The following is a 12,662-nucleotide window of genomic DNA, read 5'->3' as shown; positions in this document are numbered from 1 at the left end:
CACTGCCATGAAAAAGCATCTGCTCATGATCGCCATCGCTTCCACCTGCTTCGTGGCGGGCCAGGCCAGCGCCATGACCCAGGACGAGTACAAGGTCGCCAAGGAAAAGATCGAAGCCGACTACAAGGTCGACAAGAAGCAATGCGACACGTTGAAGGACAACGCCAAGGACGTGTGCCACAAGGAAGCCAAGGGCAAGGAATCCGTTGCCAAGGCTGAGCTGGAGCAGCAATACAAGCCGAGCGAGCGCCATGCGCGCGACGTGCAGGAAGAAAAGGTCAAGGCCGCCTACGAGGTCGCGAAGGAAAAGTGCGACGACCTGAAGGGTGACTCCAAGAAGGCTTGCGACAAGCAGGCCAAGGCCGACGAGGAACGCGGCAAGGCCGAAATGCGCGCGATGAAGTAGGGCTCTCCCCCAGCCTCGCCCACTTCGTGTGGCTCTGCACCCCCTCTCCGGGGGCAACCCCTGCGGCCCGGCGAAGCCGGTTCCGCGGGGGTTCTGGTACTGCGTCAGGTGCGCAAGTCGTCGACGACCGCTTGCAGCGCCGGCGGCAACATGACGGGCCGCTGCGTCTCGCGGTCCACGTAGACGTGCACGAAATGGCCTTGCGCTGCCGCCGTTTCGGCACCCTCTGCGAAAAGGCCGATCTCGTATTGAACGCTCGAAGTCCCCGCCCGCACCACCCGGATGCCCGCATCGACCGTCTGCGGATAAGCCAGGGGCGCAAAGTAGTTGCAGCGCGTCTCGACCACGAAGCCGATCGTCTTGCCCTGGTGGATGTCCAGCGCGCCGCGCTCGATCAGGTGCGTGTTGACCGCGGTGTCGAACCAGCTGTAGTAGACGACGTTGTTGACATGCCCGTACATGTCGTTGTCCATCCACCGCGTCGGGATCTTGCGGAAGACGCGGTAGCTGCTGCGGAGTTGGGGAGACGGCCGGTCGCTCATGGCGCGGCATTTTGCCAGCGGCGCCAGTATTCGAAAGCCACCCGGAAGGTGCCGAGCTGGACTTGCACCGTCTCGGCGATGTCCGCCGCATAGCCGCCCGCCATCGCGAACGCCAGCGGAATGCGCCGCTGCCACGCGAAGTCGAAGACCCGTCGGTCGCGTGCCTCGAGGCCGTCGAAGCTCAGCTTCAGCCGCCCGAGCCGGTCACGCTCGAACGGATCCGCGCCCGCGAGATAGATCACCAGCCCGGGTGCGAAGCGGCGGTCCATGTCATCGAGTGCGTGTTCCAGGGCGGCCAGGTAGTCCGCGTCGCCGCAGCCGTCGGGCAGCTCGACATCGAGGTCGCTGGCCTCCTTGCGGAATGGAAAGTTCTTCTGCCCGTGGATCGAGAGCGTGAAGACGCTCGGATCGCCGCGAAAGATGCTCGCGGTGCCATTGCCCTGGTGCACATCCAGGTCCACGATCGCCACCTGAAGCCGCGTGCGCGCGCGGCGGCCGTGCTCCGCCTGCATGAGCCGGGCGGCGACGGCCGCATCGTTGAATACGCAGAAGCCTCCACCCTTCTCGGCACTCGCGTGATGGGTGCCGCCGGCCATGTTGGCCGCGACGCCTTCGGAGAAGGCCGCCCGGCAGGCCGCGATCGTGGCGCCGGTGGAGCGGCGCGAGCGCTCGACCATCGCCTCGCTCCACGGAAAGCCGATCTCGCGCATGTCTGTAGCGCTCACGCTGCCATCGCTGATCGATGCGATCCATCGCGGCGTGTGGACGAGCGCAAGCTCGCCGTCGGTGGCGCGCGGCGCCTCCAACATGGCGACCTGCGGCAGTTGCTGCTCGAGGCCGTCACGCAGCAAGGCGTACCGCCCCATCGGAAAGCGGTGACCCGGAGGCAACGGTAGAACGAAGTGGCCCGAATAAAAGGCACGCATTGCAACATTCTCGCGATTTAGAAATTGCCTTCTAAATTGCTGCATAGCAACAAAAAACCCTTGTCCGGAACGACGGCCTCGCTAATACTTGGGCCCATGCTGCACCGCAACATTGGAGGGGCAGCTTCAACGCGAATCCAACTCAACTCAAACTGGAGCTCCCAAATGGCCCTCACCGCTGACCAACTGATCGCCGCTCAAAAAGCCAACCTCGAAACGCTCTTCGGCCTGACCAACAAGGCTTTCGAAGGCGTGGAAAAGCTGGTCGAACTGAACGTGACCGCTTCCAAGGCCGCCCTCACCGAGGCCGCCGATGCCAGCCAAGCCCTGCTGAACGTCAAGGACGCTCAGGAACTGCTCACCCTGCAAGCCAGCCTGTTCCAGCCCCTGGCCGAGAAGACCGCTGCCTACAGCCGTCACCTGTACGACATCGCCCAAGGCACCGGCGCCGAGTTCACCAAGGCGTTCGAAGTCAAGGCCGCTGAAGCCCAGCAAGCCTTCGTCGGCCTGGTCGACAGCGCTGCCAAGAACGCGCCCGCCGGTTCGGAAACCGCCGTTGCCGTGATGAAGAGCGCCGTCGCCGCCGCGAACAACGCTTTCGAATCGGTGCAAAAGGCTGTCAAGCAAGCTTCCGACGTCGCCGAGGCCAACTTCCAGGCCGTGTCGACCACCGCTGTGAACGCAGCCAAGAGCACCGCTCAAACGGCTTCGCGCAAGCGCTAAGCACTCAAACCAACAACCGCCTGCCTGAAGCGGGCGCAGATTGTCTCCTTGGGTCCTTCGGGATCCAATTCAGGGCCTCGTCTTCGGACGAGGCCTTTTTTTTGCTCGCCCCCAGCCTCGCTCACTTCGTGTGCTCGGGCACCCCCTACCGGGGGCAACACCAGTGGCCCGGCAGAGCCGGTTCCACGGTGTTCCGCGAAGGGGCCGGGCTGCGCCGGCCGCGAAGCCCAGGGCGAGCAACATAATCCCGGTTGCATAACCGAGACACAGGAGAAAAGTTCATGCAGATCGCAGGCAAGGTTTTCATCGTCACCGGCGGCGCGTCGGGGCTCGGCGAGGGCACGGCGCGCATGCTGGCGGCCAACGGCGGCAAGGTGGTCGTCGCCGACATGCAGGCCGACAAGGGCGAGTCGGTCGCCAAGGAAATCGGCGGCGTCTTCGTCAGATGCGACGTGAGCCAGGAAGCGGACGGCCAGGCCGCGGTGGCTGCCGCCCTCAAGCTGGGCAAGCTCATGGGCCTCGTCAACTGCGCCGGGATCGCGCCGGCCGAGAAGACGGTCGGCAAGAACGGGCCGCACGGGCTGGCGGTCTTCAGCAAGACGGTGATGGTCAATCTCGTAGGCAGCTTCAACATGATCCGTCTTGCCGCCGACGCGATGAGCAGGAACGAGCCCGAATCGACCGGCGAGCGCGGCGTGCTGATCTCCACCGCCTCGGTCGCGGCCTACGACGGCCAGATCGGCCAGGCCGCCTATAGCGCGTCGAAGGGCGGCGTCGTCGGCATGACGCTGCCGATCGCCCGCGATCTGGCGCGCAGCGGCATCCGCAACATGACGATCGCTCCGGGCATCTTCGGCACGCCGATGCTCTTCGGCATGCCCCAGGAAGTGCAGGATGCACTGGCCGCGAGCGTGCCCTTCCCTTCTCGCCTGGGCACGCCGGAGGACTACGCGAAGCTCGCGCGCCACATCATCGAGAACGACATGCTCAACGGCGAGGTGATCCGCCTCGACGGCGCGATCCGGCTGGCGCCGCGTTAGAGCTCCCCAGGGCGCCTTCGGAATCGTCGGGCGGCTTCATGCTGCCCGTGCGCTCCAGGCGCTCGTACTGCGCGATGACCTGCGCGCCGAAAAGCACCAGCGTCGCGGCAATCTCGAGGCTCAGAAGCACCACGATCGCCGTCGTCAGCGAACCGTAGACCACGCTGACCTGCGACAGCGTCGCGAAGTACAGCACCAGCACCCGGCGGGTCACTTCCCAGAGCAGCGCCGCGGTCACCCCGCCGAGCAGCGCATGCCGCAAGCGCAGGCGCCCGACCGGCATGACCAAGTAGAGCGAGGTCAGCATGAAGATCTCACCCGTCAGGCCGAGCAGGTACAAGAGCACCCCGGAGACCCCCGAGAGCGACCAGCTGTGCCCCAGCAGCTCGACGCGTTCTTCTCCGATGACCTGCAGCGCGCCGGACACCAGCGTGACCAGCAGCAGCCCCGCGCACAGGCAGAAGATGTAGATGTACGGCATCACCGCCGACATCAGGAAATGCCGGGAATAGTCCGCCCGGCGGTGGTGGAAGATCACCGCCATCGCGCTTTCCAGCACCGTGAACCCCAGCGAGCTGAAAAAAACCATCGTCAGCAGCAGCACGGGCCCGAGCACGTCGGCATGGGTGAGGAAGTTCGACAGCTCACCCACCAGTGCGCGAGACTGCCCCGGCACCACCCATTCGAGGTAGCGCCCGACCGCCTCGAGCAGCGCGGACTGGTCGATGAAATGCGACAGCGCCATCACGCTGACAATCAGCAGCGGCACGATCGACAGCAGCGCGTAGTAGGCCACCGCGCCCGCAAGCAGCAAGCCCTGGTTGGTCTTGAAGCTCTTGAGCGCCTCCCACATGAACCTCAGCGGGTGTCTCAGGAGCGGCGCAGCGTGGTGGATGGATCGGCGGATCATCGGTCGGTTTCGGGAAGACAAGTATGCCGCCGGCCGGCGGCCGTTCGATGGCTTGCGTATCATTTGCCGCTCTCCGCCTACATGACCATCCCCGCCTCTTTCATCCAGGAACTGATCGCACGCGCCGACGTCGTGGAGATCGTGGGACGCTACGTCCAGCTCAAGAAGGCGGGTGCCAATTTCATGGGCCTCTGCCCATTCCATGGGGAGAAGTCACCCTCGTTCTCGGTCAGCCCGACCAAGCAGTTCTATCACTGCTTCGGCTGTGGCGCGCACGGCAACGCGATCGGATTCCTGATGGAGCACGCGGGCATGGGCTTCGTGGAGGCGGTGCACGACCTCGCGGGGCAGTACGGGATGCAGGTGCCCGAGGACGACGCCTCTCCGGAGGAGCGGGCGCGCGCAGCCGGTCAGCGCCAGAAACAGGCCACGCTGACCGAAGTGCTCGTCAAGGCGGGCGACGCCTACCGCAAGCACCTGCGGCAGTCCAAGGGCGCCATCGACTACCTCAAGGGCCGCGGCGTCTCGGGCGAGATCGCGCGCCACTTCGGCATCGGCTACGCGCCCGCCGGCTGGCGCACCCTGGCGAGCGTGTTCCCGGACTACGACGACCCGCTGCTGACCGAAAGCGGACTCGTCATTGCCGCCGAGGCGGACGACAGCGGCGAAGGCAAGCGCTACGACCGGTTCCGCGACCGGGTGATGTTCCCGATCCGCAACGTCAAGGGCGAGTGCATCGGGTTCGGCGGCCGTGTGCTGGGCGACGAGAAGCCGAAGTACCTGAATTCGCCCGAAACGCCGGTGTTCAGCAAGGGGCGCGAACTCTATGGGCTGTTCGAAGCCCGCGCCGCATTCCGCGACCGAGGCTATGCGCTGGTCACCGAGGGCTACATGGACGTGGTGGCCCTCGCGCAGCTCGGTTTTCCGAACGCGGTGGCGACGCTCGGCACCGCCTGCACGCCGGAACATGTGCAGAAGCTGTTTCGCTTCACCGATTCCGTGGTCTTCAGCTTCGACGGCGACGCCGCCGGCCGGCGCGCGGCGCGAAAGGCGCTCGACGGCGCCCTCGCCTATGCGACGGACGTGCGCAGCATCAAGTTCCTCTTCCTCCCGGCGGAGCACGACCCCGACAGCTTCATCCGGGAATTCGGCGCGGAGGCCTTCGCGCGCTTCGTCAACGAAGCCACGCCGCTCAGCCGGTTCATGATCGAAGCCGCGCGCGAGGGCTGCGACCTGGGAACGGCCGAGGGCCGCGCCCACATGGCCAGCAACGCCCGCCCGCTGTGGACCGCGCTGCCCGAAGGCGCGCTCAAGCGCCAGCTGCTCGGCGAAATCGCGGCGCTGGTGCAATTGAGCGGCCAGGAGCTCGGCGATCTCTGGGCGCCAGCAGCCGCCAAGGCGCCGCCGCCCGTGCCGTCCGCCGCCGGCGACGGCGACTGGAACGCCTGGTCCGAGCGCGGCGGCGAATGGGTCGAAGAAGCGCCCAGGAGCTTTCCGGAGCGGCGGCGCTCGAAGTTCTCCCGTCCGCAGTCGCCGCCGCGCCCGCCGCCGGGCGGGCGCAAGCTGCCCACGAGCCGTTCCGACATCGCGGTGCGGCTGATCCTGTCGAACATGGCCGAATGGGAAGGCCTGCCGCACGAGCTGCACGCGATGCTCTGCGACCTGCCGGGCGACCATGGGCAGATCTTCGCCTGGCTCGACAGCCAGCTCCACGAGCACGGCGTCCAGCCCTGGGCGGCGCTGCGCGAAGGGCTGCGGGAGCAATCGTTCGAGGCCCTGGCCCTGCGTGTCATGACCGGCCCCGAGGGAGGCCCGCTGGTGAGCGCCGAGGGAGAAGGGGCCACCGACGCGGCGGGCGAGCTGCGCAACGTGCTCGACTACATGCTGGACGACCTCCTCAAGGCACAGCAGAACGAGGCCATCGCGGCCTATGGGAGCGACCCGCTGGCCAAGGAACGCTACAAGGCCCTGGAAATCCGAAGGCTCGAGTTGCGCAAGCGCCTGAAACCGGGCACGTGAATCGCCGCTCGAAAAAGCTGTAACACGCTATAATCCAAGGCTTCGCCGGGCGCCAAGTAGCGTCTGGCAAAGGCAAGAGCGACAGCAGCACCTCCGGGCCGACCCCAAGCGCAATGCACTTCCCGACGGGAAACGGGTCAATACACCGCAAGGACTGCACACCAAATGATCGCCCGACATCTTGCCTGTTGAAGGCTTCCGGGGACTTCCGTCCTCCTGGCCTTTCGTGTTTGTGCTCCTGCCTGCGCCGGGTTTGTGGCGCCTGTGATTCCGCTTGGTCCATCTTGTTCTACGAGGTTTTATGCCCAGTTCGAAGAAGCCTGCCGTGTCCGCCGCCAAGAAGCCTGCAGCAGCAGAAAAGCCGTTGAAGAAAGCCGCGCTGCCGGCAACCAAGACCGGCGCCGCCGCGTCCAAGGCGTCTGCAGCTACGAAAGTGAAAACCGTGCCCACCAAATCGACCATCACCGACGACGAAACCACGACGAAGCCCGCCGCCAAGAAGGTGGGCCGTCCTCCCAAGGCTGCCGGCACGACGACCGGCGCCAAGCGCGGCCGCAAGCCGAAGGCTGCTGCGGCCACCCCCGAGACCAGCGACATCGACCTGTCCGACATCGAGGACGATCTGACCGGTGAAGAGCCGGCGGCCGCGGCGACCGAAGAAAAGGTCAAGCCGCTTCGCATGAAGATCAGCAAGGCGAAGGAACGCGCCTTGATGAAGGAATTCGGCCTCGACGAGACCGTGCTCTCCGAGGAAGACCTGGCCAAGCGCCGCTCGCGCCTCAAGACCCTGATCACGCTGGGCAAGACCCGCGGCTACCTCACGCACGGCGAAATCTCCGACCACCTGCCCGACAAGTTGGTCGATGCCGAGACCATGGAAGTCGTGGTCACCATGCTCAACGACATGGGCGTGGCCGTCTACGAACAGACGCCGGATGCCGAAACCCTGCTCTTGAACAACACCGCGCCGACGGCCACCACGGTCGAGGAAGCCGAAGAAGAAGCCGAAGCCGCCCTGTCGACGGTGGACAGCGAATTCGGCCGCACCACCGATCCGGTGCGCATGTACATGCGCGAAATGGGCACGGTCGAGCTGCTGACCCGCGAAGGCGAGATCGAAATCGCCAAGCGCATCGAAGGCGGCCTGATGTCGATGATGGAAGCGATCTCGGCCTCGCCCGCCACGATCGCCGAGATCCTGCGCCTGGCCGAGGACATCCGCGAGGGCAAGGTCGTCATCTCGACCATCGTGGACGGCTTCTCGAACCCGAACGAGGCCGACGACTACGTGGCCGAAGAAGACTTCGACGAGTTCGACGAGGAAGACGACGACGACGGCAAGGGCGGTTCCAAGGCGCTCACCAAGAAGCTCGAGGAACTCAAGAACGAAGCCCTCACCCGCTTCGACCGCATCGCCGGCCTGTTCGAGAAGATCCACAAGATCTACGACAAGGAAGGCTACGGCACGCCGGGCTACCACAAGGCCCAGCACTCGCTGTCCGAGGAGCTGATGACCATCCGCTTCACGGCCCGCACCATCGAGAAGCTGTGCGACCTCGTGCGCACCCAGGTGGACGACGTGCGCAAGAAGGAGCGCGAGCTGCGCCGCATCATCGTGGACAAGTGCGGCTTCCCGCAGGAAGACTTCATCCGCGACTTCAGCGGCTACGACAAGAACGGCAACCGCGTGGCTTCGAACCTGCTCAACCTGAGCTGGGTCGAGAAGCAGGCGGCCGCCGGCAAGCCGTGGAGCGCCGTGCTCCAGCGCAACATTCCGCCGGTGCAGGAACTGCAGCAGCGCCTGGCCGACATCCAGGCCCGCGTCGTGGTGCCGCTCGCCGAGTTGAAGGACATCAACAAGCGCATGAACGAAGGCGAGTCGTCTTCGCGCGACGCCAAGAAGGAAATGATCGAGGCCAACCTGCGTCTCGTGATCTCCATCGCCAAGAAGTACACCAACCGCGGCCTGCAGTTCCTCGACCTGATCCAGGAAGGCAACATCGGCCTGATGAAGGCGGTCGACAAGTTCGAATACCGCCGCGGCTACAAATTCTCGACGTATGCGACGTGGTGGATCCGCCAGGCGATCACCCGCTCGATCGCCGACCAGGCGCGCACCATCCGCATCCCGGTGCACATGATCGAGACCATCAACAAGATGAACCGCATCAGCCGCCAGCATCTGCAGGAGTTCGGCTTCGAGCCCGATGCCGGCATCCTGGCCGCGAAGATGGAGATCCCCGAGGACAAGATCCGCAAGATCATGAAGATCGCGAAGGAGCCGATCTCGATGGAAACCCCCATCGGCGACGACGACGATTCGCACCTGGGCGACTTCATCGAGGACAGCAGCAACACGGCGCCGATCGAGGCCGCGATGCAGGCGGGTCTTCGCGACGTGGTCAAGGACATCCTCGACAGCCTCACGCCGCGCGAAGCCAAGGTGCTGCGCATGCGCTTCGGCATCGAGATGTCGACCGACCACACGCTGGAAGAAGTCGGCAAGCAGTTCGACGTGACCCGCGAGCGTATCCGCCAGATCGAGGCCAAGGCGCTGCGCAAGCTCAAGCATCCGAGCCGGTCGGACAAGCTGCGCAGCTTCATCGACACGCTGTAATTGCTCTCCCCCAGCCTCGCTCACTTCGTGTAGCTCGGGCACCCCCTACCGGGGGCAGCACCAGCGGCCCGGCAGTGCCGGTTCCGCGGTGTTTCGCGAAGGGCGCGCGCTTCGCGCAGGCGCGACGGCTTGAGAGTGAGTCCTGAAGGCGCCTTGGGCGCCTTTCTTTTTGGCACAACAAGAACAGAACGGAGACGCATGAACCCCGACGCGCACAAACTCTGGCGCGCGCCCCGCTGGGCGCTGGCAGTGCTGCTGGCGGTGCTGGGCATGCTGGGGCCGTTCTCGATCGACACCTACATCCCCGCCTTCTCCGGCATCGCGAAGTCCATCGGCGCGACGCCCGTGGAGATGCAGCAGACGCTCTCGGCCTACCTCTTCGGCTTCGCGTTCATGAACCTGTTCCACGGTGCGCTGTCGGACAGCTTCGGGCGGCGTCCGGTGGTGCTCTGGGGCCTGGTGGTGTTCACCGTCGCATCGCTGGGCTGCGCGCTGTCGCAGACGATCGGGTGGCTGGTGTTCTTCCGGGCGCTGCAAGGCCTGTCGACTGGTGCGGGGATCGTGGTGTCGCGGGCGGTGATCCGCGACATGTTCCCGCCGGCCGAGGCGCAGCGGGTGATGAGCCAGGTCACGATCTACTTCGGCATCGCGCCGGCGATCGCCCCGATCGTGGGCGGATTCCTGTTCGTGCACCTGGGCTGGCACAGCATCTTCTGGTTCCTGGTCGCGGTGGGCGTGATCCTGTGGACCGCCAACTACAAGCTGCTGCCCGAGACGCTGCACCGGAGCCACCGTCAGCCCTTCGAGGTGCGGCACCTGCTCCGGGGCTACTGGGATCTCTGCTCGGATCCCCGCTTCCTGCTGCTGGCACTCGCGAGCGGGGTGCCGTTCAACGGCATGTTCCTCTACGTGCTGGCCGCGCCGGCTTTCCTGGGTGAACACCTGGCGCTCGCGCCGACCCAGTTCTTCTGGTTCTTCCTGCTCACCATCGGTGGGATCATGCTCGGCGCCTGGGCCAGCGGCCGAATGGCAGGCAAGGTCGCGCCGAAGCGGCAGATCCGGGACGGGTTCGTGATCATGCTGGCCACCTCGGTCGTCAACGTGATCGCCAATGCCCTCTTCACCCCGCACGCAGCCTGGGCCCTGTGGCCGCTGGCGGTGTTCGCCTTCGGCTGGGCGCTGATGGTGCCGGTGGTGACCCTGCTGGTGCTCGACCTGCACCCCGAACGCCGCGGCATGGCGTCCTCGTTGCAGGCGGTGATCGGCTCGACAGCCAACGGGATCGTCGCGGGCATGGTCGCGCCCCTGGTGATGCACTCCACGCTGGCGCTCGCCGGCACCTCGATCCTGATGCTGGGCATCGGACTCGTCGCCTGGGTCTGGCTGCACCGGCGCTGGCCGGAGATCGGTCGACTGGCGGCCCAAGCAGGTTGACGCTGACGCATGCGCTTCGAAACCCTTTCCACCTTCGCGCGGGCCTGGATCCCGGGCCCCACCTCCGCCAATGCGCAAGAGCGCCTGCGAGCGACCCTGGGCGCGGGCGTCGGTCTTCTCTTCACTGCCCTGATCTGCCACTGGCTCACGGGCACCCCCTCGAACGCCCCCTGGCTCATCGCGCCGATGGGGGCGAGCGCGGTGCTGGTCTTCGCCTTGCCGGCGAGCCCGCTCGCGCAGCCCTGGCCGGTGATCGGCGGCAACACCATCGCCGCGCTGGTCGGCATCGCGTGCGTGAACTGGCTGCCGGATGGTGTGTGGCTCGATGCCTTCGCGACCGCGCTGGCGATCGGCGTGATGTTCTCGCTGCGCTGCCTGCATCCGCCGGGCGGCGCGGCTGCGCTGCTCATCGTGCTGACGCACACCACGCAGTTCTCGTTCGCCTTCTTCCCGACGCTGGTGAATTCGATGCTGCTGGTGCTGGCCGGCGTCGCCTACAACAGCCTGACCGGACGGCGCTACCCGCACGTCCAGATCGCACCGAAACCCTCCGCGGCCGACAGCCGTCTCAGTTCGGTCGACATCGATGCCGTCCTCGCGCGCTACAACCAGGTGCTCGACATCAGCCGCGACGATCTCGAATCGCTGATCCGCCAGACCGAGATCGAGTCGTGGCACCGCCGGCTCGGGACGGTGCATTGCGCCGACCTCATGTCGCGCGACCTGGCCTACGTGGAGTTCGGGACGCCCCTGCAGGAGGCCTGGTCGCTGATGCACGAGCGGCGCATCAAGGCGCTGCCGGTGGTCGACCGCACCCGCCGCGTGGTCGGGATCATCACGCAGGCCGATTTTTTCCGGCACATCGACCTGCAGCACCACGAAGGCATCGGCGGACGGCTGCGCGACTTCATCCGCGCCACGCGCACCGTGATGTCCAGCAAGCCCGAGGTGGTCGGCCAGATCATGACCCGGCAGGTGCGCGTGGCGAGCCAGGACCGGCCACTCGCGGAACTGGTGCCACTCTTTTCCGAGGGCGGCCACCATCACATCCCGATCATCGACGCCGACAAGCGGCTGGTCGGAATGATCACGCAGTCCGATTTCGTGCGCGCGCTGTATCGGGCCGTGGGTCCGGGGGCCTGACCGGCCAATAGTCCGGGTCGGCGAAGCGCTCGGCCAGCAGGTCGAGCAGCAGGCGCAGCGCGGCGGGCATCTGGCGCCGTGATCCGTACACGCCGTACACGCCGAGCGGCTGCGGTACCGCCTCCGGCAGCAGCGCCACGAGCCGCCCCTGCGCGATGAGCTTCCGCGCCGCATAGATGGGCTGCATCGCGATGCCCGCACCCTCGACGGCAGCGGAGAGCAGCACATGGGACTCGTTGGCGCTCAGGTTGCCGCTCACCGGCACTGCGAGTCGTTCGCCGGTGACTTCGAATTCCCACAGGCTCTTGCCGAAGTACGAATAAGTCAGGCAGTTGTGGGTCGCCAGATCCGGCACCCGATGAGGCCGGCCATGCGCCGCGAGATAGGCCGGCGAGGCGCAGATCACCGAATCGCAGCGGCCCAAGGGGCGCGCGATCACGTTCGGATCGAGGTCGTTGGTGATGCGGATCGCAAGGTCGATCCGCTCCTCGACGAGGTTCACCGATCGCGCGCCGATCTGCAGATCGATGGCCACGAGCGGATAGCGGCGCAGGAACTCCGCGACCGTGGCAGCCAGCACGTCCTGCGCCAACGACTGCGAGCAGGCCACGCGCAGCAGCCCGCGCGGCGTGCCGGCCTCCGACGTCGAAGCGACGGCCATCTCCCCCACCAGCTCAAGCATGCGGCGGCAGCGCGCGAGCGTCTCGCGGCCGGCTTCGGTCAGGCTCAGACGGCGCGTGGTGCGATGAAGCAGCCGCGCGCCAGCCCATTCTTCCATCTGCGCCAGATAGCGGGTGACCATCGCGCGCGACATCTCCAGCGCCTCGGCGGCGGCGGTCATGCTGCCTTTCTCGGCGATGCACACGAAGACTTCGGCGGCGGTGACGCGGTCCATATTCGAT

Annotated in this window: 11 protein-coding genes; 7 read left to right on the top strand and 4 right to left on the bottom strand. The window is 66.2% G+C overall.

Annotated elements, in window-relative coordinates; genetic code table 11:
- Positions 1 to 7 precede the first annotated feature (7 nt).
- Entirely contained in the window at positions 8 to 406 is a 399-nt protein-coding gene (locus WKW77_RS09520) for a hypothetical protein (protein ID WP_340356605.1), read from the top strand.
- Positions 407 to 510: 104 nt separating this feature from the next.
- On the opposite strand, the gene WKW77_RS09515 is transcribed toward WKW77_RS09520, so the two are convergent.
- Together WKW77_RS09515 and WKW77_RS09510 are read right to left on the bottom strand one after the other, a co-directional pair.
- Positions 511 to 948 carry an acyl-CoA thioesterase gene (locus tag WKW77_RS09515; RefSeq protein ID WP_340356604.1) on the bottom strand — a complete coding sequence of 146 codons (438 nt, stop codon included), beginning with the start codon at positions 946 to 948 and terminating at the stop codon, positions 511 to 513.
- A complete protein-coding gene (locus tag WKW77_RS09510) occupies positions 945 to 1,874 on the bottom strand; it encodes a histone deacetylase family protein (protein WP_340356603.1) in 930 nt (309 codons plus the stop codon). The genes WKW77_RS09515 and WKW77_RS09510 overlap by 4 nt, the downstream gene beginning before the upstream one ends.
- A 165-nt stretch (positions 1,875 to 2,039) precedes the next feature.
- Here WKW77_RS09510 and WKW77_RS09505 point away from each other — a divergent pair, with 165 nt between their 5' ends.
- Both WKW77_RS09505 and WKW77_RS09500 read left to right on the top strand, forming a co-directional pair.
- Positions 2,040 to 2,597 carry a phasin family protein gene (locus WKW77_RS09505; RefSeq protein WP_340356717.1) on the top strand — a complete coding sequence of 186 codons (558 nt, stop codon included), beginning with the start codon at positions 2,040 to 2,042 and terminating at the stop codon, positions 2,595 to 2,597.
- Positions 2,598 to 2,878: 281 nt separating this feature from the next.
- Positions 2,879 to 3,637: a 3-hydroxyacyl-CoA dehydrogenase gene (locus WKW77_RS09500; RefSeq protein ID WP_340356602.1), complete on the top strand. Its 759-nt coding sequence runs from the start codon at positions 2,879 to 2,881 to the stop codon at positions 3,635 to 3,637.
- Here WKW77_RS09500 and WKW77_RS09495 read toward each other — a convergent pair.
- Positions 3,585 to 4,547 carry a YihY/virulence factor BrkB family protein gene (locus WKW77_RS09495; RefSeq protein WP_340356601.1) on the bottom strand — a complete coding sequence of 321 codons (963 nt, stop codon included), beginning with the start codon at positions 4,545 to 4,547 and terminating at the stop codon, positions 3,585 to 3,587. The two genes, WKW77_RS09500 and WKW77_RS09495, sit on opposite strands and share 53 nt — an antisense overlap.
- An 81-nt stretch (positions 4,548 to 4,628) precedes the next feature.
- Between WKW77_RS09495 and dnaG the strand changes: the two genes are divergently transcribed.
- The 4 genes from dnaG to WKW77_RS09475 all read left to right on the top strand — a co-directional run bounded on the left by dnaG (position 4,629) and on the right by WKW77_RS09475 (position 11,760).
- On the top strand, positions 4,629 to 6,566 hold the full coding sequence (gene dnaG, locus WKW77_RS09490) for a DNA primase (protein WP_340356600.1): 1,938 nt from the start codon (positions 4,629 to 4,631) through the stop codon (positions 6,564 to 6,566).
- 301 nt (positions 6,567 to 6,867) lie between these two features.
- Positions 6,868 to 9,183, top strand: coding sequence for an RNA polymerase sigma factor RpoD (gene rpoD, locus WKW77_RS09485; protein WP_340356599.1), 2,316 nt, complete (start codon positions 6,868 to 6,870; stop codon positions 9,181 to 9,183).
- Positions 9,184 to 9,381: 198 nt separating this feature from the next.
- Positions 9,382 to 10,617: a multidrug effflux MFS transporter gene (locus WKW77_RS09480; protein WP_340356598.1), complete on the top strand. Its 1,236-nt coding sequence runs from the start codon at positions 9,382 to 9,384 to the stop codon at positions 10,615 to 10,617.
- A gap of 9 nt (positions 10,618 to 10,626) precedes the next feature.
- Complete coding sequence (locus WKW77_RS09475) at positions 10,627 to 11,760, top strand: HPP family protein (protein WP_340356597.1); 1,134 nt, start codon at positions 10,627 to 10,629, stop codon at positions 11,758 to 11,760.
- Here the strand turns inward: WKW77_RS09475 and WKW77_RS09470 are convergent.
- Positions 11,705 to 12,655: a LysR family transcriptional regulator gene (locus tag WKW77_RS09470; protein WP_340356596.1), complete on the bottom strand. Its 951-nt coding sequence runs from the start codon at positions 12,653 to 12,655 to the stop codon at positions 11,705 to 11,707. The two genes, WKW77_RS09475 and WKW77_RS09470, sit on opposite strands and share 56 nt — an antisense overlap.
- Positions 12,656 to 12,662: the final 7 nt, after the last annotated feature.

It is taken from the genome of Variovorax ureilyticus, assembly GCF_037889935.1.
GTDB classification, from domain to species: Bacteria; Pseudomonadota; Gammaproteobacteria; order Burkholderiales; family Burkholderiaceae_C; genus Variovorax; species Variovorax ureilyticus.
Note: the sequence above shows the minus strand (reverse complement) of the source record. Positions and strands in the feature narration are given on the sequence as shown.